Origin of the sequence: Desulfotomaculum sp. OF05-3, assembly GCF_003435535.1 — a bacterium.
Classification (GTDB): domain Bacteria; phylum Bacillota; class Clostridia; order Lachnospirales; family Lachnospiraceae; genus Pilosibacter; species Pilosibacter fragilis.
The window spans coordinates 83,551-103,894 of the sequence record NZ_QWGO01000008.1 but is presented as its reverse complement, the minus strand read 5'-3'; the positions used below and the strand labels follow the sequence as shown (position 1 = coordinate 103,894).

The window sequence follows — 20,344 nt, the reverse complement described above, 5'->3', positions numbered from 1 at the left end:
CATTATAATTCGCAGAGACGTAGAAGTCAAGCTTGTAACCGGGAAGGCGTTACCGTCAGGCGGAATTCCCGATTTTTATAGATTTTCAGTATTTTCATTTCAGTATGTTTGTTATATCATAGATGAATAAAATGGCAAGGAGGATGCAGGCTATGGAAGACAGAGGACTAATCGTGAAGACATCCGCGTATATAGACCGTCACAGGGACGAGATGCTGTCGCTATGGGAAAAGATCGTTTCTATCGAAAGCGGAACCCCGGATAAAGAGGGCGTTGACCGGGTAGGTGCGGTCTTAAAGGATGAACTGGAAAGTGCCGGAGTGGAGACAGCTGTGATCCCGATGGAACGTTTCGGAAACCTCCTGGCAGGTGTATGGAATAAAGAGGCAGCAGGCCAGCCCATCGTCCTGATCGGACACATGGACACGGTATTTGCGAAAGGCACGTTAGAGAAAAATCCGTTCCGCATCGATGAGAACGGAAATGCCCACGGACCGGGAGTTCTGGATATGAAGGCGGGACTTGTGATCGTTGTCTACGTTTTAAAGGCGCTCCATGAGTACGGATATGGGAAACGCCCGATCCGCGTTGTCTTTGCGGGAGATGAGGAGAACGGACACCGTCAGACAAATGCGGAGTCAGAGATCCGGAAACTCTGCGCGGGATGCGCGGCGGCATTCAACTTTGAGACGGGATTTATCGATGACGGACTCGTTGTTGGAAGAAAAGGTTCCTGCCGTGTGACACTCACCGTTCACGGAGTCGCGGCCCACGCTGGAAATGATCCGCAGCGCGGAAGAAACGCGATTTTGGAGATGGCGCATAAGATCATCGAGATCCAGAAGCTTCATGACTTTGAACATGGACTTTTTGTGAATGTAGGTGTGATTCAGGGCGGAACGGTTGCAAACGCAGTGGCTGCGTCCTGTGAGGTTGGAATCGACATCCGCTACGACAGCTTTGAACGCCTTGAGGAAACACTTCAGGCGATCAAAAAGATTGCGGAGACGAGAACTGTCCCGGATACGACGGCAGATGTGACCTGGACGAAGCCGAGCACGGTAATGCCGGTATCGGAGAAAAATCTGGAACTTTTCCGCCATGTCCAGAAGACGGCAGACATGATCGGTTACGGAAAGCTGCAGACAAAGAAAGTTGGCGGCTGGTCCGATTCCTGCCTGGCTGCGGCGGAAGGCGTTCCGGTAGTTTGCGCCATGGGCGTCAAGGGCGCGAACAATCATTCAATGGAGGAGTATGCGGTAGCTGAGACACTGTTTTCCAGAGCGAAACTGGCGTTGGCTTCCATCATTACGTTTTGACAGACATGAAAGAGACAAGAAAAAAATATGACATGCTGACGGACAATCCGGGAAAATCCCTGCTTTTCTTCGTGCTTCCGATGATACTCGGAAATCTTTTTCAGCAGTTTTACAACATCACGGACTCAGTAGTGGTAGGAAAATTCGTCGGGGAACAGGCGTTAGCGGCGGTTGGCGCATCCTATGCGATCACGAACGTCTTTATTGCCATCGCCATCGGCGGCGGAATCGGAAGCTCCGTGGTGATCTCCCAGTTTCTGGGAGCGGGAAAACTCGCGAAGATGAAGACGGCAGTCTACACAACGATGTTCAATTTCCTTGGGATTGCGGCGTTTCTGGCAGCAGTGGGGCTCCTGTTCAACAATCGGATCCTGAATCTCGTCAACGTACCGGAGGATATTTTCTCGGATGCGGCGCTGTATCTGGCGATCTACTTTCTCGGACTGCCGTTTCTGTTCATGTATAACGTTCAGGCATCGATCTTCAACGCACTGGGAGATTCAAAGAAGCCGCTGTACCTTTTGATCTTTTCTTCCCTGTTAAACATCGTGCTGGACATGATCCTCGTGATCATTTTCAAGCAGGGCGTCCGTGGCGTTGCGTTGGCGACATTGATCGCACAGGGAATCTCGGCGGTGATCTCGTTCCTGCTTCTGATGCGGAAGCTAAAGGGGTATCCTGCCGAGGAACCGGTGCGTCTCTACAGCGGAGAAATGGCGGTCTCCATGGTGAAGATCGCCGTTCCGTCCACACTGCAGCAGTCCATCGTCCATATCGGAATCCTGCTGGTCCAGTCTGTGATCAACAGCTTCGGCTCCACGGCGATCGCCGGATACTCCGCGGGCATGCGGATCGAGTCCTTAAGCATCGTGCCGATGCTCGCCATGGGAAATGCCATGTCAACCTTCACAGCCCAGAATATGGGGGCCGGAAAGATCGACCGGGTGAAGGAAGGTTACCGGATGTGCTATGTGATCGTCCTGACGGCGGGTACGGTGCTCTGCGTGATGTACCAGCTGGCAGGAGGCGCATTCGTGTCCCTGTTCCTTGACAGCGGCAGCAGTGAGGCGTATTCGGTGGGACTCAGTTATGTGAAGTTCTTATCGTTTTTCTACTCATTTATCGGCCTCAAGGCATCCACGGACGGTCTGCTCCGCGGCGCAGGTGATGTGACGGCATTTACGGTGGCAAACCTCGTGAATCTCGCGATCCGTGTCAGCGTGACGAACCTGTTTGCACCGATTTATGGAATCCAGGTAGCATGGATGGCGGTTCCCCTTGGCTGGGCTGCGAATTATGTGATCTCGTTTGGATGGTATCTGACAGGAAAATGGAAGAAGGTCCGCGTGATAAAGAAGTAAGATATAGATAGGTATACAGTATCAATTACAGAAGAAAGGACAGAAATCATGGAACAGAAAATACTTGCTTACTTAAAAGAACATGAGACGGAGATCTTTGAGGACTTAAAATCTCTGGTCCTGACAGAGGCCAGCACTTCAGATATTGAGGCTCTGGCAAAGGTGCGGGAAAAGCTGGTCATGCTGATCAAGGAGCGCACAGGAGAGGACTGCTTTGTCTACGAGGCGGAGAACGGACACTGTCCGGTGCGGTTCCAGTATGGAAAGGGTACGGAGAAGATCCTGTTTATCGGTCATTATGACACCGTACATCTCATCGGTGCGCTGAAGTATTATACAGAAGGAAATGGGCTCCACGGGCCGGGTGTTTATGACATGAAAGGCGGACTTATTTCCGCGATCTGGACTGTAAAGGCATATAAGGATCTTGGGATCGATCCGGGAAAGAGGCTGGAATTCATCTTTAACGGTGACGAGGAGACCGGAAGTGCTGAGTCTACCGATATCATTTGTGAGCTTGCGAAGGACGCGAAGGCGGCGCTTGTCTGCGAGCCGTGTACAGCGAACGGAGATTTAAAGACAGGAAGAAAAGGCCTTGTCCGTTTTACCGTAAGGATTCACGGAAAGGCATCCCATGCGGGAAATGCCCATAAAGAGGGGATCAATGCCATCGAGGAGCTGGCACATGAGATCCTCGCGATCCAGAAACTGACAGATTACGAGGCTGGAACTACCGTCAATGTGGGCGTTTGCAGTGGCGGTACAAAACCGAACGTTGTCCCGGCCGAGGCAGAGATCGAGATCGACTGCCGCGTAAAGACAGCCGCCGAGGGAGACAGGGTCCGCAAGGCGATCAACGAGATCAGGACGACGGTTCCGGGAACCACAAGGGAAGTCATCGAACGTGACAGCAAGATGCCGATGGAGGAGACGGAGGCGAACATGGCGCTCTTCGAGAAGGCGAAGATCTGCGGCGAGAAGGTCGGGCTTAAGTTTTCCCATCAGTTTGTGGGCGGCGGCAGCGATGGAAACGAGGTATCTGCTATGGGTATCCCGACCCTTGACGGTCTCGGCGCAGCCGGTGACGGGGCCCACTCCGCAAACGAGTACATCCTGATCGACCAGTATATTCCGAGGATCGCGATGCTGGCTTCGTTTGTGCTGACGATCTGAGAGATTTCAATACATAAGATATAAACAGAGAGCGTATTGCCTAAAAAAGGTGGTACGCTCTCTGTTTATAAGAAGCTATTTAGTTTTTGATCGGAAACGTGATCTGCGCCTTAAACAGGTCGCCATCGATGATCAGCTCGAACTTTCCGCCCTGAAGAGTTGTCAGGTCTTTCGCGATGGAAAGCCCAAGTCCGCTTCCCTCGGTGGTTCGGGAGACGTCACCGCGGACGAAACGCTCGGTGAGCTCATCCGGGCTGATATTTAACGGGTTCGCGGACACATTCTTGATCGTGAACACAACGTCGGCGCCATGGTCTTCGATCGTGACGTAGACGCGGGTTCCCTCTAACGCGTACTTGAAAGCGTTATTATAGAGGTTTTCAAGGACACGCCATAGCCTTCGTCCGTCTGCCTCGATCATGATGACCTCGTTCGGAAGTGTGTTGACGATCTCCAGATGGCGGATCGCGTATTTTTCCTCAAATTCTCCAGTCGTCTGCTGGACAAGTTCCACGAAATCGATATTTGTGATCTCCAGCTTGATATTTCCGGAGCTTGCGCGGGAAGCTTCCACAAGATCCTCGGTCAGTGTCTTTAACCTCTGGGATTTCTGATCCAGAACCTCCAGATATTTCTGAACCGTCGGGTCTTCAATGTGCTGGCGCTTGATGAGATCCACATAGTTGATGATGGAGGTCAACGGTGTCTTGATATCGTGGGACACGTTCGTGATCAGGTCGGCCTTCAGGCGTTCGCTCTTTACCTGTTCGGCAAGAGCTGTCTCCAGACCGTCACTGATACGGTTCAGTCCTTCGGCGAGTTCCGCCTCCAGATTCGAGAAATCATTGACATCCACCTTGTAGCTCGTCTCCCCGGAGGCGAGTTTTTCGATGGCGGCATGGATCTTGTCCGTCTGGTCCGCATTCCGGTAGATAAAGTAGAATACCAGAAGGTTTCCGGCGATCCAGGCGATCATCACGAAGATGAACGGCATGAACTGGAAAACGGAATTTTCATGATGGAAGATCATGAATGCCCCCACGGTGATCATGAATACGTTGTATGCAAGATACAGCACAAAGCCTATTGTGATCCGGTAGCGGAACGTGCTCTCGGAGAGTGTTTCTGTAAGATCATGCAGAAAGCTGTTCTTCCAGAGTGTCTCCGCCTTGTATCTGCGGATCAGGCTGAAGAAGGTCAGGATGACGCAGAAATACAGGTATCCGAAGGCCACCAGCAGGTTCGCGCGGTCCCAGTAATCTGATGTCACTACCAGGTGCAGGAGCTTTGATGTCACCGGCGCCATGATGTGGATGCAGAGGTAGGACACGAATGCCATCAGGAGCAGCATGAAATCCGTTTTTGTCCGGTCAAACGGGTAAAGCGTGATGGTCCGGTCAGAGATCGACGCATGTCCGGACAGGAACAGAAGGAACGCGAAGGTCACGAGGGAACCGGCAAGTCCCGCGATCGTAATATAAAGTCCGTTGGAGAAATTCACGCGGGACTTATTATAGGCGGTATATGCCTGGGCATAGTCATCGTTCGCCTTATAGGATGTGTCGAGACCGATGACCACATAGTAGCTGTTGCCGTTGTACGGGTTATTTTTCGACATCAGTGCCGGGATACTCGGAAAGTTGGATTCGAAGTTCGTCCGGACCGCAAGGTCGTTGGAGTCTCCGGAATAGTAGATATATCTTCCCATGGCCATAATGTCATCGTTGGACATCTCCGGCGCGTTGGTATGGATCTCATAGATCGCATTATTTTTTGAGTAGTACGCCACGCGGAAATAGAGATTCGTAAAGTCGCTCATGAGTCTCGAGTAGATCGAGTAGTAGGAAGAGAAACGCCTTAAGATCTCATACGTCAGGTCCGGCATCGTCGAGAAAGACTGATCCGGGCTCGTTAAGTCTTCCTCAGACTGGTAGCAGCGGTAGCGGACATAGACCTGTTCCTGGTCTTCCTCGGACAGAGTCTCCGGACCACCCTTTAACGCGTAGTTGTCGGACTCGTCCATGTAGTAGCCCAGGGATTTTCCGTACTGGATAATATCGTCCAGAGTGTAGGATTTCTCACCGCCAGGTCCCGTGGTGACTTCCAGGACGACCTGGGAGTAGTCGACCTCACCGTTTACCTCGAAAATATCCTGATACTGGACATAATCGAAGATATTTGTGATATCTGCCTGGACTTTTTTGCTGAAATCCGGGGACTGTTCAAAGGTCTCCGTCTTGATCCAGTCGAGACCCCGGCCGTAGTTGCTGTTTAAATACATGAACCCGATTCCGACGAGTGTCACGCAGGCAAAGAGAAAGTGAAGGAAGCCGACGAGACGCTTGAAAAATGAGTTTGTCTTTTTTTCTGCCATCTGGACTCTCCTTACTGTTTCTCGATCTTATAGCCGACGCCCCAGACTACCTTTAAGTAGCGGGGTTCTTTCGGGTTGATCTCGATTTTCTCGCGGATATGGCGGATGTGGACGGCAACAGTGTTATCTGCACCAATTGCGTCTTCATTCCAGATTTTTTCGTAAATTTGGTCAATAGAGAAAACCTTCCCCGCGTTCTTCACGAGAAGAAGCAGGATGTTGTACTCGATGGGTGTCAGCTTGATCGGCTCTCCGTCGACGGTAACTTCCTTGTTCTCATCGTTGATCATCAGTCCGCCGCACTTGTAGACCTGGGAGCTGCCCTGCTGGTTCAAATTGCCGAGCTGGGTGTAGCGGCGGAGCTGGGATTTCACGCGGGCTACGAGCTCTAATGGGTTAAACGGCTTTGTAATGTAGTCGTCAGCACCGATGTTTAACCCTAAGATCTTATCGGTATCCTCGGATTTCGCGGAGAGGATGATGATCGGGATACTGCTGGTCTCGCGGACCTTAAGTGTGGTGCGGATCCCGTCGAGACCCGGCATCATGACATCCACGATCATTAAGTTTACTTCATTCTTCTCCAGAAGCTCCAGCGCTTCGTAGCCGTCGTAGGCCTTAATTACATTGAAACCTTCGCCGGTCAGATAAATATTGATCGCTTCTACGATCTGTTTGTCGTCATCGCAGACGAGAATGGTTGGCATAATCGATTCCTCCTCATATCAGACATAATAAAAGATGAAAAATCGTAACTGACCATGTTTCCAGTTACGAAAAAATCAAATCAAAGAAAAAATATATCATAATTCAGTATAGCATAAAAATGATGCAAAAACATAAGGAACGTTCTTAAATTTTTATGTAGATATGTAAAGGGGTGTTACAGTACACGGGTACTCTATGCCCGCGCACTGTAACAGGATTTTGCCGATGCTTCGCATTCCGAATCGGCAAAATCCGCGGCCATAACGGTATCATACGGAATTTTCAGTTCAGAAAATTCCTACCCATGAAAAGTAACAAAGGGGTTATTGTATTGTACAAAATTTTCAGCTCAGAAAAGCTTTTGATGCGACGCGGCGATTCAATATAGTGACATAGGTAAAAAAATACGAACGTAAAAATTTGTGTATAATGTTGTAATATAAAAGAATAAATAATCGCGCAAGAGGTTAAAACAATAAAAAAATATAGAAAACTTTGTGAGAATTGTACAAAATACATATTTTAACGCGAAATGGTTGATAATAATTGTGCAATGTGCTATGATTGAGTTAACTTAAAAAAGAAGCCGTGATAGGAGAGCAAAATGTAATCAGCTAACGATTAGCTGTTGCTTGGTGCGCTCCTTTTCTTTTTGAGAAATGGGGAAAAGTTTAGTGAAACATAATTTTTATCAGGCACTGGAAGAAAACCCGATCATCGCAGCGATCAAAAACATGGATGATCTGGAACTTTGCTGTTCTCTGGAAGAGATCCGAGTGGTATTCGTCCTGTTCGGCGATATCTGTACGATCCGGGCGATCGTAAAACGCCTAAAGGACGCTGGGAAGATCGCAATCGTGCATGTAGACCTGATCGTGGGCTTAAGCAGCAAGGAGATCGTGGTGGACTTCATTAAAATGTCGACAGAGGCAGACGGGATTATTAGTACAAAGGTCCCACTGATCAGAAGGGGAAATGAACTGAATTTCATAACGGTCCAGAGGTGCTTTTTACTGGATTCCATGGCGTATGAAAATTTAAGACAGCAGCAGCATCAGGTGAAGCCGGATTATATCGAAGTTCTTCCGGGGATCATGCCACAGGTCATCTCAAAGATGTGTAAGGTGTCGAAAGCGCCGATCATCGCGGGTGGACTGATTTCCGAGAAGGAATCCGTTATGAGCGCCCTCTCAGCAGGAGCGATGGCAGTTTCATCTACGAATCATGAAGTCTGGAAGCTGTGAATAGACTAATAACACAAGCTGTTTCAACGCCGGGAAAAGGGCAGTTGAGATAAAGCATGGGAAAAACTATATTGAAGGAGGAATTGGTATGGCAAAGTATGTAATGGCACTCGACGCGGGGACAACCAGCAACAGGTGTATCCTGTTCAACGAAAAAGGTGAGATGTGCAGTGTAGCGCAGAGAGAGTTTACCCAGTACTTCCCGAAGCCGGGCTGGGTAGAGCACGATGCAGACGAGATCTGGGCAAGTATGCTGGGTGTTGCCGTAGAGGCGATGAACATGATCGGTGCCACCGCAGAGGACATCGCGGCGATCGGTATTACAAACCAGCGTGAGACAACGATCATCTGGGATAAGAATACCGGAGAGCCGATCCATCACGCGATCGTCTGGCAGTGCCGCAGAACATCGGAATACTGCGACACCTTAAAAGAAAAAGGCCTGACCGACAAGTTCAGGGAGAAAACAGGCCTCGTGATCGATGCATACTTCTCAGGCACAAAGGTAAAATGGCTGCTTGACAATGTACCGGGCGCGAGAGAAAGAGCGGAGAAGGGCGAGCTGTTATTCGGTACGGTTGAGACATGGCTGATCTGGAAACTTACAAAGGGCGCGGTTCATGTCACAGACTATTCCAACGCATCCCGTACAATGCTCTTCAATATCAATACTTTGCAGTGGGATGATGAGATTTTAGCGGAACTCGATATCCCGAAGTGCATTCTCCCGGAGCCGAAGCCGTCAAGCTGCATTTACGGCGAGACAGATCCGTCTTACCTCGGCGGACCGATCCCGATCGGAGGAGCTGCTGGTGACCAGCAGTCCGCACTGTTCGGACAGACCTGCTTCAATCCTGGCGAGGCAAAGAATACATACGGAACCGGCTGCTTCATGTTGATGAACACCGGTGAGAAGCCGATTTTCTCAAAGAACGGTCTTGTTACAACAATTGCATGGGGCTTAGACGGAAAAGTCAACTACGCTCTTGAGGGCTCTATCTTCGTTGCAGGCGCTGCGATCCAGTGGCTCCGCGATGAGTTAAGAATTATCGATTCCGCACCGGATTCCGAGTACATGGCAAAGAAAGTAAAGGATACGAACGGCTGCTATGTTGTACCGGCATTCACAGGTCTCGGAGCTCCGCACTGGGATCAGTATGCGCGCGGAACGATCGTAGGAATCACCCGTGGTGTCAATAAGTACCACATTATCCGCGCGACTCTGGAATCTCTCGCATATCAGGTAAACGATGTTCTGGAAGCGATGAAGGCAGATTCCGGTATCGAGCTTGCGGCTCTTAAGGTTGACGGCGGCGCAAGTGCCAACGACTTCTTAATGCAGACACAGGCCGATATCATCAACGCGCCGGTGAACCGTCCGCAGTGCGTAGAGACGACAGCTATGGGTGCCGCTTATCTTGCAGGTCTCGCGGTTGGTTACTGGAGCAGCAAGGAAGACGTTATCAAGAACTGGGCGATCGATAAGACCTTTGAGCCGAAGATCGAGGCTGCTGAGAGAGAGAAACGTATCCGTGGCTGGAACAAGGCTGTGAAATACGCTTACGGCTGGGCAAAAGAAGATTAAACCAGATATTAAATGAGGAAAAAGTTTCGGGTAAGACGTGCGGCTTGTAAAGAATGGACTTGAATGGGAATCATCATCCGAAGTTACAGGAACAAATCAGAAAGTTTTGAAAAAGCAGAAAACTATCTCCGGCTTTTGAGGGGAACGAAAGCCGGAGGTGCCTAAAACAACAAAAAGGGGGATTTTTTATGCTGCCTTATATTGCAGAGTTTCTTGGAACCATGATGCTTATCATCCTCGGTGATGGTGTTGTTGCAAACGTAAACCTCAACAAGTCCGGAATGAAAGGTGCAGGAGCTGTCCAGATCACACTGGCATGGGGCCTTGCAGTTCTGGTGCCGGCATTTATCTTCGGAGAAGCTTCCGGCGCGTCCTTCAACCCGGCGCTCACGATCGCATTGGCAGTAGAGGGAAGCTTCGCATGGTCCATGGTGCCCGGATATGTGATCGCACAGCTGGCAGGCGCGTTTGTCGGCGCATCGATCGTTTATCTGCTCTTCAAGGGACAGTTTGATGCGACAGAAGATCCGGCAACAAAGCTTGGCGTATTCTGTACAGGACCGTCGATCCCGAACACTGGATTAAACATTTTAAGCGAAGCAGTCGGTACATTTATCCTCGTTTTCGCGATCAAAGGTATCGGCAATGTAACAGGACTTTCCACAGGTGTTGATAAACTCTTCGTATTCGGAATCATCGTTTCCGTAGGTATGTCCCTCGGCGGACTTACCGGTTACGCGATCAACCCGGCAAGAGACTTAGGACCTCGTCTTGCACATGCAGTCCTTCCGATCAAGGGCAAAGGCGATTCCAACTTCTCTTACGGTCTTGTAGTTCCGATCGTTGGACCGATCATCGGCGCGATCGTGGCGGTTCTCCTTTATGGAGCGATTCCGTGGTAGGATAAAAACAGAGGGCTGTGCCCGGTGCAGTACAGCTTAATAATCAGATAATTGTGGCATGAGATGAGAGAGCCTGACAGGATAACCGCATAAGGGTATGCGTTTACTTGGCGGGCTCTTTTCTCTTAAGGACGGACACCGCCGGATTCCCAAGTGGGATATGGCGGAAATCTTCTAAAAGAGACAGGATGTAAAGGAGTGAATGGTAAATGTATGATGTGATCATAATCGGAGCAGGAGTAGCCGGGGCAGCATCTGCGAGAGAATTGTCGCGCTATCAGGCAAAAATCTGCGTGCTGGAGAAAGAGGAGGATGTCTGCTGCGGTACTTCCAAGGCAAACAGCGCTATTGTCCACGCGGGCTATGACGCGGCAGAAGGCTCCCTGATGGCAAAACTCAATGTACGCGGAAATGAAATGATGGAACAACTGTCGAAGGACCTGGATTTTCCGTTTAAGAGAAATGGTTCACTGGTAGTCTGCCTGCATGAAGACGAGATGCCGGGGCTTGAAGCTCTTTATAAACGAGGAATCGCAAACGGAGTTCCGGGTCTCAGGATCTTAAACCGGGAAGAACTCCGGGCAATGGAGCCGAATATTTCCAATGAGGCATGCGCAGCTCTTTATGCGCCCACGGGCGGAATCGTATGTCCGTTTAACTTAAATATCGCCATGGCGGAGAATGCCAACGCGAACGGCGTGGAATTCCATTTTGATACGGAGGTCACCGACTTAAGACCGGTGGAAGACGGCTGGGAGATCCGGACAAGCAAGGGCACGTATAAGACGCGGTATGTCGTGAACGCGGCGGGTGTCTACGCAGACAAATTCCACAACATGGTGAGCGAAAAGAAGATCCACATCACCCCAAGACGTGGAGATTACTGTCTGCTCGATAAAACTGCCGGAAACCACGTGAGCCATACGGTATTCGCGCTTCCCGGGAAATACGGAAAAGGCGTTCTCGTGACACCGACGATCCACGGAAATCTATTAGTGGGACCGACAGCGATCGATATCGAGAATAAAGAGGGAACGAACACGACGAGAGAGGGCTTAAATGAGGTTATCACAAAGGCAGAGATGAATGTGAAGAACATTCCGATGCGCCAGGTGATCACTTCCTTCGCAGGACTCCGTGCCCATGAGGACGGACATGAATTCCTGATCGGTGAGCTGGAGGACGCGAAAGGCTTTATCGACTGTGCAGGAATCGAGTCTCCGGGCCTGACAAGCTCCCCTGCGATCGGCGAGATGGTGGCGGATATCCTGAAAGAGAAGATGGATCTCAAGGAAAAAGAGAACTTCATCGCGACGAGAAAAGGTGTTCTGAATCCGAATACTTTAAGTAAGGAAGAACGAATCCAGTTAATTAAGGAAAAACCAGAGTACGGAAATATTATCTGCCGATGCGAGATGATTACAGAAGGCGAGATCATCGATGCGATCCGAAGACCTTTAGGCGCAAAATCCTTAGACGGAGTAAAACGCAGAACGAGAGCCGGAATGGGGCGTTGCCAGGCAGGATTCTGTTCCCCGAGAACTATGGAGATCCTTGCGAGAGAATGCCATAAGAGCATGTTTGAGATCACAAAATCCGGTGGAAACTCGCAGATCGTCAAGGGAATCAATAAGGATTCGTTATAAAAGGGAGGTGTCAGAGCATGAAATCGTATGATATTGTGATCATCGGAGGCGGACCGGCGGGTCTTGCCGCTGCAGTTTCCGCGAAAAAAAACGGAATCGAGAATATTCTGATCCTGGAACGTGACAGGGAGTTGGGCGGAATCTTAAACCAGTGCATTCATAACGGCTTTGGACTCCACACCTTCAAGGAAGAACTTACGGGTCCGGAGTACGCGGGACGGTTTATTAAACAGGCAGAAGAATTAAATATCGAGTATAAACTGAACACTATGGTTATGGATATCAGTGAGCAGAAGATCGTGACGGCCATGAACCGGGAAGAAGGTCTCTTCGAGATCCGGGCGAAGGCAGTGATCCTCGCAATGGGATGCAGAGAGCGGTCGAGAGGAGCTTTAAATATTCCCGGATACCGCCCGGCGGGAATTTTCTCCGCGGGAACGGCTCAGAGGCTTGTAAACATTGAGGGATATATGCCGGGACGCGAAGTTGTGATCTTAGGTTCCGGAGATATCGGACTCATCATGGCGAGACGAATGACGCTTGAGGGCGCGAAGGTTAAAGTCGTTGCGGAGCTGATGCCGTATTCCGGCGGATTAAAGAGAAATATCGTCCAGTGTCTCGATGATTATGGAATTCCGCTAAAGTTGAGCCATACGGTGGTGGACATCAAGGGAAAAGAGAGGTTGGAAGGAATTACACTGGCTCAGGTAGACGGAAAAGGAAAGCCGATTCCCGGAACGGAAGAGGAATACAGCTGTGATACGCTGCTTCTCTCCGTCGGACTGATCCCGGAGAATGAGATCTCCCGTGGAATGGGTGTGGACATGAATCCGGTAACATCCGGACCGAAGGTCAATGAAAGTCTTGAGACGAATATTGAGGGAGTTTTCGCCTGCGGAAATGTGCTTCATGTCCATGATCTCGTGGATTTTGTATCTGAGGAGGCGGCGATTGCCGGAAAGAATGCGGCGGCCTATGTGAAACAGGGCGAGAACCGTCCGTCCGGCGGACATGAGATCGTCTTAAAGCCGATCGAAGGTGTGCGCTACACAGTTCCTGGAACCATCGATCCGGCGAGAATGGACGAGGAGCTGACCGTCCGCTTCCGTGTCGGCGGTGTTTATAAGAACTGCTATGTGAGTGCGTATTTCGGTGACGAGCGTGTGATCCACAGAAAACGTCCGGTCGTGGCACCGGGGGAGATGGAGGAACTGAAATTCAAAAAGGCAGATTTTTTGAAATATCCGGATCTTGAGACGATCACGGTCAAAATCGAGGAGGCATAGACGATGGAGGAAAGAAGATTAACATGTATCGGCTGTCCGATGGGCTGTCCTCTTGTCGTAACGATGGACGGCGGTGAGGTCGTAAGCGTGACGGGAAATACCTGTAAGCGCGGCGAGATCTATGGACGGAAAGAAGTGACAAACCCGACGAGGATCGTGACTTCCACAGTCCGGGTATCCGGCGGAAGTATCGACATGGTGTCGGTGAAGACGAAAGAAGATATCCCGAAGGGAAAGATCTTTGACTGTGTGAAAGCGTTAAAGACAGTCGAGGTTGCTGCTCCGGTGCATATCGGGGATGTGATCATGAAGGACGTTGCCGGAACGGGAGTTGATGTTGTGGCGACGAAGAATGTGGTGTAAGAGAAAATAAAGGTCAGTAAATGCAAGAAATATAGGTGATGATTAGGGTGCTGTCCGCTTACCGTTTCTGAGTAGAATGGGAGGCGGGCAGTGCCTTTTTATTAGGAAAATTGCAACAAAGCTACATGCGTCAAAATTTCCTGAAATATGTATCTGGGTGTGCTGCTTGTGAAAATCAGAACATCCGTCCTGAATCTGTTTTTAGTGGATCCAGGACGGATGTGTTCCTTGCAAAATATATATTTTTAGTTGAACTTAAAGATTGCAGTCCCGTACGCCGGCAGCGGATACGCAAAGGAGTATGGCTGGCCATCGCACTCGCTCTTCTTGGAGCGGGCGGAGAACGCATGCTCGCCGCGCTTGTAGAGCCCATGCTCGGAATCCAGGATCAGGGAGTAGGTTCCGGACTTCGGAACGCCTACCCGGTAATCGTCGCGTGCAACCGGTGTAAAGTTAATGACGAATAAGAGATTCTTCTTGCCCGTCTCATCACGGCGGATAAAACTGAAGATGCTGCGGTCACCATCGTTGGCGTTGATCCACTGGAAACCGTTCCAGTCGGAATCCAGCTGCCACAGTGCCGGATATTTCTGGTATACATGCAGCAGGTCGCTGTAATATTTCTGCAGGTCTTTGTGAAGCGGCTCGTCGGCGAGATACCAGTCGAGGGAAACCTTCTCATCCCACTCATGATACTGACCGAAATCCTGGCCCATAAACAGGAGCTTCTTTCCCGGATGCCCCATCATGAAGGTGTATCCTGCTTTCAGATTCGCAAACTTGTCACCATTTAAGCCCGGCATCTTGTTGATCATGGAACACTTCAGGTGAACGACCTCGTCGTGGGACAGCGTCAGGATATAATTCTCACTGGTGGCGTAGGTGATGCCGAATGTCATCTTATTGTGGTTGAATTTTCTGAAATATGGATCCAGTTTCATGTACTCCAGGAAATCATGCATCCAGCCCATGTTCCACTTGAAGGTGAAGCCGAGACCTCCCTCTTCCGGCGGTTTTGTGACACCCGGCCATGCGGTGGACTCCTCAGCGATCATCATGGCACCGGTGAGATGTCCGGTGAGGACACTGTTCAAATGGCGGAAGAACTCGATGGCTTCGAGGTTCTTGTTCTCGCCGTACTTATTCGGAACCCAGTTTCCATCGCTGCGGCCGTAATCCAGGTACAGCATGGATGCGACGGCATCTACGCGGAGACCGTCAACATGGAAGTTCTCTACCCAGTAGAGGGCGTTAGCGATCAAGAAGTTTTTGACCTCATTTTTGCTGTAATCGAAGACCTTTGTGCCCCAGTCCGGGTGCTCGCCCTTTCGCGGATCTGCGTATTCATAGAGCGGCTGACCGTCGAAGTCGGCAAGTCCGTGGGCATCCTTCGGGAAGTGGGCCGGAACCCAGTCAAGGATGACACCGATCCCTTTTTTGTGGAGGTAGTTCACAAAGTACATGAACTCTTTTGGAGTGCCGTAACGGGAAGTCGGCGCGTAGTAGCCGGTAACCTGATAGCCCCAGGAACCGTCGTATGGATGTTCCGCAATTCCCATGAGTTCTACGTGGGTGTAGCCCATCTTCTTTACATAATCAGCCAGCTCGTGGGCAGCTTCCATATATGTATAGTAACCTTCCTTCTGTGGACGGTCTTTCTTGCGCCAGGAACCGAGATGGACCTCGTAGATTGCCATTGGGGATTTCACAGGATCAGCTTTTTTTCTTGTCTCCATCCAGGCTGCGTCATCCCATTTGAAGCCGTTAATGTCTTCTGTGATAGAAGCGGTTCCCGGACGGAATTCCGCATGGACCGCATACGGGTCAGCCTTGAACAGGATCATTCCCTCCTGTGTGGTGATCGCGAATTTATAGAGTTCTCCGAGACCGACGCCGGGAATAAACGCCTCGTAGATTCCGGAGTCAGCTAACGGGGACATCGGCGCGGCGTCCGGATCCCAGCCGTTGAAATCGCCCACAACGCTGACGGCCTTTGCGTGGGGAGCCCAGACGGCAAAGTACATTCCGGCTTTCCCCTTATAAGTCTTTGGATGTGCACCGAGTTTTTCAAAGATTTTATAATGGGTCCCCTGTCCGAAGAGATAGCGGTCCAGTTCGGTGATGAAACCGAGACCGATCTCCTTTGTTTTTGCGGGAGCCGTAGTTTTCTTTGTTCTTGTCATCACTTAAACCTCCTGAAGTTTAAAGATCGCGCCGCCGTTTGCCGGGAGCGTGACGGAAAGTCTGCCGTTTTCGAGGGAGAATGGGATCTCTCCGGGCAGCAGGGATACAACATCTGAGGCTGCGCATGGCAGCGGGATCGAGATGGATGCCGGCTGTTCATCATTATTGACAGCGGAGATCACGGTTCCATGTTCCCCGGACCGACTGAAAGCATACTGGCGGTTCGTGAGGAGAAGTTCCTTGTAGGAGCCGTTGTGAAACGCGTCATTTTCTGTGTGGATTTTTCCGAGTGCCGCGATGTGGGACGCGAGCTCCGGAGCTTTTCCATGCATGTCAGACAGGTTGAGTGCCGGGCGAAGGACTTCATCGGATGTTCTGGAGCGCTTTCCTTCAATTCCCCACTCACTTCCATAATAGACAGAAGGAATTCCGGGGAGAGTGAAGAGAAGCTGGTACACCGGAAACAGGTTTGCCAGGTTGTTTAATTTACTTGCGATCCGGTCCTCGTCGTGGTTGTCCACAAAGGTGTAAAGCGATCTTCCCACAGCCTCCAGACGTCGCACATTGTGGGCAATCTCAAAGTAGTTGTGGTCATTGTGACCGGAGTAGAGCGCCTTGTGAAGCTCATAGTTTGTCACGGAATGCAGCATTTCCGGGTTCACCCAGCGGTTATATTCGCCGTGGATCACCTCGCCCATGAGCCAGAAATCAGGTTTCATGGCGGAGGTCTTTTCCCGGAGCTCTTTCATGAATCCGAAATCCAGGACGTTCGCGCAGTCCAGGCGGATCCCGTCGATATTGAAGTTGTCGACCCAGAATTGGATCGAGTCGAACAGATACTGGCGGACCTCCGGGTTCCAGAGATTTAAGCAGGGGAGCTCGAAATGTCCCTGCCAGGCCTCGTAGCCGAATGGGTCACCCAAAGGGCTTCCCCAGCCGAAGTTTACGCCGCGGTACCAGTCCTTATACGGGGAAGCTTCCCGCTTTTCGCGGATATCCTGGAAAGCGAAAAACTCACGTCCGGTATGGTTGAAGACGCCGTCCACTACAACGCGGATTCCGTTTTCATGGCAGCGGCGCACAAAACGGGCAAAATCTTCGTTGGAACCAAGTCTGCGGTCCACGAGACGGAAATCTTTTGTATCGTAGCCGTGGGTGCAGGACTCAAAGAGCGGTCCGATGTAGATCGCGGAGCCATTTAAGTCGCTGATATGCGGGATCCAGGACTCAAGCTCCGTGAGCCGGTGGGCGGTCTCTGTGAGCGTGTTTGTTTTTTCTGCCCCCAAAAGTCCAAGGGGATAAATATGGTAAAAGACAGCCTGTTCGTACCAGGTATGCATGGTTATCAGACCTCCTGAAGCTCCCGTTTTTTCAGGCGGCGGAGAAGAAACTGATACCGGAGCTGCGCGGCGTTCAGCTCATAGATATAGCAGTCGACTAAGGTCGGGTCAACGACCTGTTCGAACTGGTTCTGGGCGGATAAGATCGCCGTTTTGCTGAGCTCGATCTGGCGCTTCAGTTCATTTGTTTCCCGGCGGTAAGCCTGTTTGGAAGCATTTTTTTTCGAAAAAAACATAAATATCATACCCCAATTCCTTTACGGATAGTGCCAACAGCAGTCTGTTTCAGGCGGCCGAAGGCTGTTTTGCCGAATTTTGTTCACAGATAGGCTTTGCCGGATCGCGGCGCGTCTGTCTGTGGAGAAAACCAGAAGTTTCTGTAATTGGTAGTATGAGGATCATTCACCCGGAATATTCAGGATTCCGGATATTTTTCAAGCTCTTCTTTCAGACGACCGAGCTTGTCGATGGCGCTTTTGTTTGTGAGATAATAATAATTGCACACGCCTTTTCTTAAAACATCGATCAGGCCGGTATCTTTTAAAATCTTTAAATGGTGAGAAACAGCTGGACGGGAGAGACTTGTCCGGTCCGTGATCTCGTTGACATTTAAGCCGGGGATCCGTCCTTCACCAGTGGTCTGTGTCTCAAAGAGACACTGCAGGATCGTCAGTCTTGTTCGGTCACCGAGCGCAATAAATAAAGGAATGCACTCTTCAAAGATATCGCCCAGAAGATTTTCTGAGATCATGAATTCTCTCCTTTCCGGAATGTTTTGGTTTAAAAATTTAAACTTAATTGCATTTTACCATTTTTCCTGAATTGCGTCAATGAATTGTTCAACATTTCTGGAAAATGATGGGCGACATAATATTTTTTGGTAAAATTTGACGAAAAATGGCACCTTGATTTTACGAAACTGAAATTGACTTTTGGCCAAAATTCAGAGATAATAGGGGCACATTCAGAAATGAGTTCTTCATTTCTAGATAGCAGATGTATGACCGGCAGCTTCGCCGGATGCCCGGATTCAGGGCATGAAATCCGTTTAACGTATTGATTTTTGAATTGCAGTAACTGGGAAAAGGCTCTTTTTTGATCCTTTCGGGAGAATTCTGTTCTCCGGGGAAGGTGATTGGAAAAGATGGCTGTGTGGGAGGTGATCTTATCGTGGTATTGTTTGCAGTTTTGCTGTCCGCAGCGGTGACAGACTGAAAGAAAGGAAAGATCTTTCACATTCAGATCATAGCAGGGATCGCGGCTGGAATAGTCCTTGCTTTTGTAGAAAGCAACAAGTCGTCGGGGGCGCAGCCTTTGGTGACTCTGGCGTTTATCAAGGTTGGATCATTTATCCTGCGGTTTGTGGGGACATGCGCGGTCTTTTACCCGTTTTTCCTGTGCCGGACCATCGGCGCGGGGGATATCAAGCTTATGGGAGTAGTCACTGGATTTCTGGGAGTCTGGGATGGCATGCTTGTAATTGGTCTTGGAATGGTCTTTGCTGCCGCAGCGGCGTCTTACCGGATGATCAAGCAGGGAACTGTCTGGTTCCGCCTGGAGCGGGCCGCCAGATTTGCGGTGGAGACGGGAATGAAAGGGCGGCTTACGGAATATCCGGGGTATTTTGAAAAAGAAAGTCTTTTACGGCTGGGGCCGTATCTGTTTGCGGGGTACTGTCTGTTTTTACTGATCCAGTAAAGAGACGGGAACGCATATCTTACAGGACTGCTTAGCGGTCTGATTGAACGTATGCCGGAGTCTGATTCCGGCGGGGGAAAGGAAATGAGAAGACATGAAAAAGCTGATAGCGGTTTATGACGCGGATACCAGGTATGCGGAACGGTTGTCTGATTATGTAAACCGAAAGGAAAAGGGAGTTTTTACCGCTCAGGCCTTTACTTCAAAGGAAAAGCTGGCGGAGTACGCGAAAAAGCATGAGATCGACGTTCTGCTCTCGGGGGAACGGACGGATTCCGGGGATATTTCCGGAATCCCGTCGGCCCAGAAGATCTATATGTCTGAGGAGACAGAGAAGCAGATGGATTCTGGAAAGGAGATCTATAAGTTCCAATCCGGGGACGATATTATCCGGGAGGTGATGGCTGCCTACAGTGAGATTCCGGGGATCAGGCCCAATACTGCTGGAGCTATGGGGCAGTCCAGGCGGATCATCGGAGTCTACTCGCCCATCGGAAGATGCGGGAAGACATGCCTGGCGTTAGCAATCGGACAGATCCTTGCTAAGGAGGAGAAGGTCCTGTTTGTGACACTGGATACCTTTACGGGGTTTACAGGACTCTTAAATGAGCGGTGGAAACGTGATCTTTCTGACCTCATCTACTACTATAAACAGGATCGTTTTCATGTGATCCGGCTGAATTCTATCGTCTATTATCTGGGGGACATGGCGTGGATCCCGCCGATCCGCATTCCACAGGACTATACGCAGCTGTCGGTGCAGGAGATGGCGGATCTTTTGGAACGGATCCTGCAGGAAGGAAATTATACGACGCTGGTTCTCGATGTGGGGGATTACGGGCGGGATGCGCTGCCGTTACTGGAAAAATGCCAGGTGATCTACACGCCGATCCGGGAGGACCCGTTTTCTGCAGAAAAAATGCGGGAGTTTGAGGAATACCTGGAGGCAGTGGGAAACGGCGCGGTCATGGAAAAGATCCAGAAGATCCATGTGCCGATGGTGACCGGCGGGAGAAGAATGGAGCATTTTCCCCAGGAACTTCTGTGGGGGGATATGGGTGATTTTGTGAGGAGTCTGCTGAAAGGACAGAGGAACTTATGGGACAGCTGAAACAGATGCTGCGGGCGCAGATCCTGGCAGAGATGACATATGACCGGCAG

At 50.3% G+C, this 20,344-nt stretch carries 17 protein-coding genes; 11 read left to right on the top strand and 6 right to left on the bottom strand.

Features of this window, described 5'->3' with window-relative positions; translation table 11 throughout:
• Positions 1-152: 152 nt before the first annotated feature.
• The 3 genes from DXA87_RS06455 to DXA87_RS06445 are packed head-to-tail and all read left to right on the top strand — an operon-like array spanning position 153 to position 3,853.
• Positions 153-1,319, top strand: a complete 1,167-nt coding sequence (locus tag DXA87_RS06455; protein WP_117471186.1) for a M20 family metallopeptidase — start codon at positions 153-155, stop codon at positions 1,317-1,319.
• A gap of 5 nt (positions 1,320-1,324) precedes the next feature.
• Positions 1,325-2,680 (top strand): MATE family efflux transporter, encoded by a 1,356-nt coding sequence (locus DXA87_RS06450; RefSeq protein WP_117503617.1) that lies wholly within the window; start codon positions 1,325-1,327, stop codon positions 2,678-2,680.
• A gap of 48 nt (positions 2,681-2,728) precedes the next feature.
• Positions 2,729-3,853 carry a M20 family metallopeptidase gene (locus tag DXA87_RS06445; RefSeq protein ID WP_117471187.1) on the top strand — a complete coding sequence of 375 codons (1,125 nt, stop codon included), beginning with the start codon at positions 2,729-2,731 and terminating at the stop codon, positions 3,851-3,853.
• 79 nt (positions 3,854-3,932) lie between these two features.
• On the opposite strand, the gene DXA87_RS06440 is transcribed toward DXA87_RS06445, so the two are convergent.
• Positions 3,933-6,227, bottom strand: a complete 2,295-nt coding sequence (locus DXA87_RS06440) for a HAMP domain-containing sensor histidine kinase (RefSeq protein WP_117503603.1) — start codon at positions 6,225-6,227, stop codon at positions 3,933-3,935.
• A gap of 11 nt (positions 6,228-6,238) precedes the next feature.
• On the bottom strand, positions 6,239-6,934 hold the full coding sequence (locus DXA87_RS06435) for a response regulator transcription factor (protein WP_015552872.1): 696 nt from the start codon (positions 6,932-6,934) through the stop codon (positions 6,239-6,241).
• Positions 6,935-7,609: 675 nt separating this feature from the next.
• On the opposite strand from DXA87_RS06435, the gene DXA87_RS06430 reads away from it, so the two are divergent.
• From DXA87_RS06430 to DXA87_RS06405, 6 genes are all read left to right on the top strand, one after another.
• The gene (locus DXA87_RS06430; RefSeq protein WP_117503602.1) at positions 7,610-8,179 is read left to right on the top strand and encodes a glycerol-3-phosphate responsive antiterminator; all 570 of its coding nucleotides are present in this window, start codon (positions 7,610-7,612) and stop codon (positions 8,177-8,179) included.
• Between the two features lie 88 nt (positions 8,180-8,267).
• Positions 8,268-9,764, top strand: coding sequence for a glycerol kinase GlpK (gene glpK, locus DXA87_RS06425; protein WP_117503601.1), 1,497 nt, complete (start codon positions 8,268-8,270; stop codon positions 9,762-9,764).
• Between the two features lie 188 nt (positions 9,765-9,952).
• Positions 9,953-10,666 carry an MIP/aquaporin family protein gene (locus tag DXA87_RS06420; RefSeq protein ID WP_117503600.1) on the top strand — a complete coding sequence of 238 codons (714 nt, stop codon included), beginning with the start codon at positions 9,953-9,955 and terminating at the stop codon, positions 10,664-10,666.
• Between the two features lie 209 nt (positions 10,667-10,875).
• Positions 10,876-12,312 (top strand): NAD(P)/FAD-dependent oxidoreductase, encoded by a 1,437-nt coding sequence (locus tag DXA87_RS06415; RefSeq protein WP_117503599.1) that lies wholly within the window; start codon positions 10,876-10,878, stop codon positions 12,310-12,312.
• A gap of 17 nt (positions 12,313-12,329) precedes the next feature.
• On the top strand, positions 12,330-13,598 hold the full coding sequence (locus DXA87_RS06410) for an FAD-dependent oxidoreductase (RefSeq protein ID WP_117503598.1): 1,269 nt from the start codon (positions 12,330-12,332) through the stop codon (positions 13,596-13,598).
• A 3-nt stretch (positions 13,599-13,601) separates the two neighbouring features.
• Positions 13,602-13,961, top strand: coding sequence for a DUF1667 domain-containing protein (locus DXA87_RS06405; RefSeq protein ID WP_117503597.1), 360 nt, complete (start codon positions 13,602-13,604; stop codon positions 13,959-13,961).
• A gap of 245 nt (positions 13,962-14,206) precedes the next feature.
• Here DXA87_RS06405 and glgB read toward each other — a convergent pair whose 3' ends face one another.
• The 4 genes from glgB to DXA87_RS06385 form a co-directional block, all read right to left on the bottom strand.
• On the bottom strand, positions 14,207-16,144 hold the full coding sequence (glgB, locus tag DXA87_RS06400; protein WP_117503596.1) for a 1,4-alpha-glucan branching protein GlgB: 1,938 nt from the start codon (positions 16,142-16,144) through the stop codon (positions 14,207-14,209).
• Positions 16,145-16,147: 3 nt separating this feature from the next.
• Positions 16,148-17,485 carry an alpha-amylase family glycosyl hydrolase gene (locus DXA87_RS06395; protein ID WP_117503595.1) on the bottom strand — a complete coding sequence of 446 codons (1,338 nt, stop codon included), beginning with the start codon at positions 17,483-17,485 and terminating at the stop codon, positions 16,148-16,150.
• Positions 17,486-17,490: 5 nt separating this feature from the next.
• Positions 17,491-17,721, bottom strand: coding sequence for a YaaL family protein (locus tag DXA87_RS06390; RefSeq protein ID WP_117471201.1), 231 nt, complete (start codon positions 17,719-17,721; stop codon positions 17,491-17,493).
• A 179-nt stretch (positions 17,722-17,900) separates the two neighbouring features.
• The gene (locus tag DXA87_RS06385; protein WP_015552883.1) at positions 17,901-18,236 is read right to left on the bottom strand and encodes a metalloregulator ArsR/SmtB family transcription factor; all 336 of its coding nucleotides are present in this window, start codon (positions 18,234-18,236) and stop codon (positions 17,901-17,903) included.
• Between the two features lie 563 nt (positions 18,237-18,799).
• On the opposite strand from DXA87_RS06385, the gene DXA87_RS06380 reads away from it, so the two are divergent.
• Positions 18,800-19,183, top strand: coding sequence for a hypothetical protein (locus tag DXA87_RS06380; protein ID WP_117503594.1), 384 nt, complete (start codon positions 18,800-18,802; stop codon positions 19,181-19,183).
• A 94-nt stretch (positions 19,184-19,277) separates the two neighbouring features.
• Positions 19,278-20,294 (top strand): ParA family protein, encoded by a 1,017-nt coding sequence (locus tag DXA87_RS06375; RefSeq protein WP_015552884.1) that lies wholly within the window; start codon positions 19,278-19,280, stop codon positions 20,292-20,294.
• Positions 20,295-20,344 lie beyond the last annotated feature (50 nt).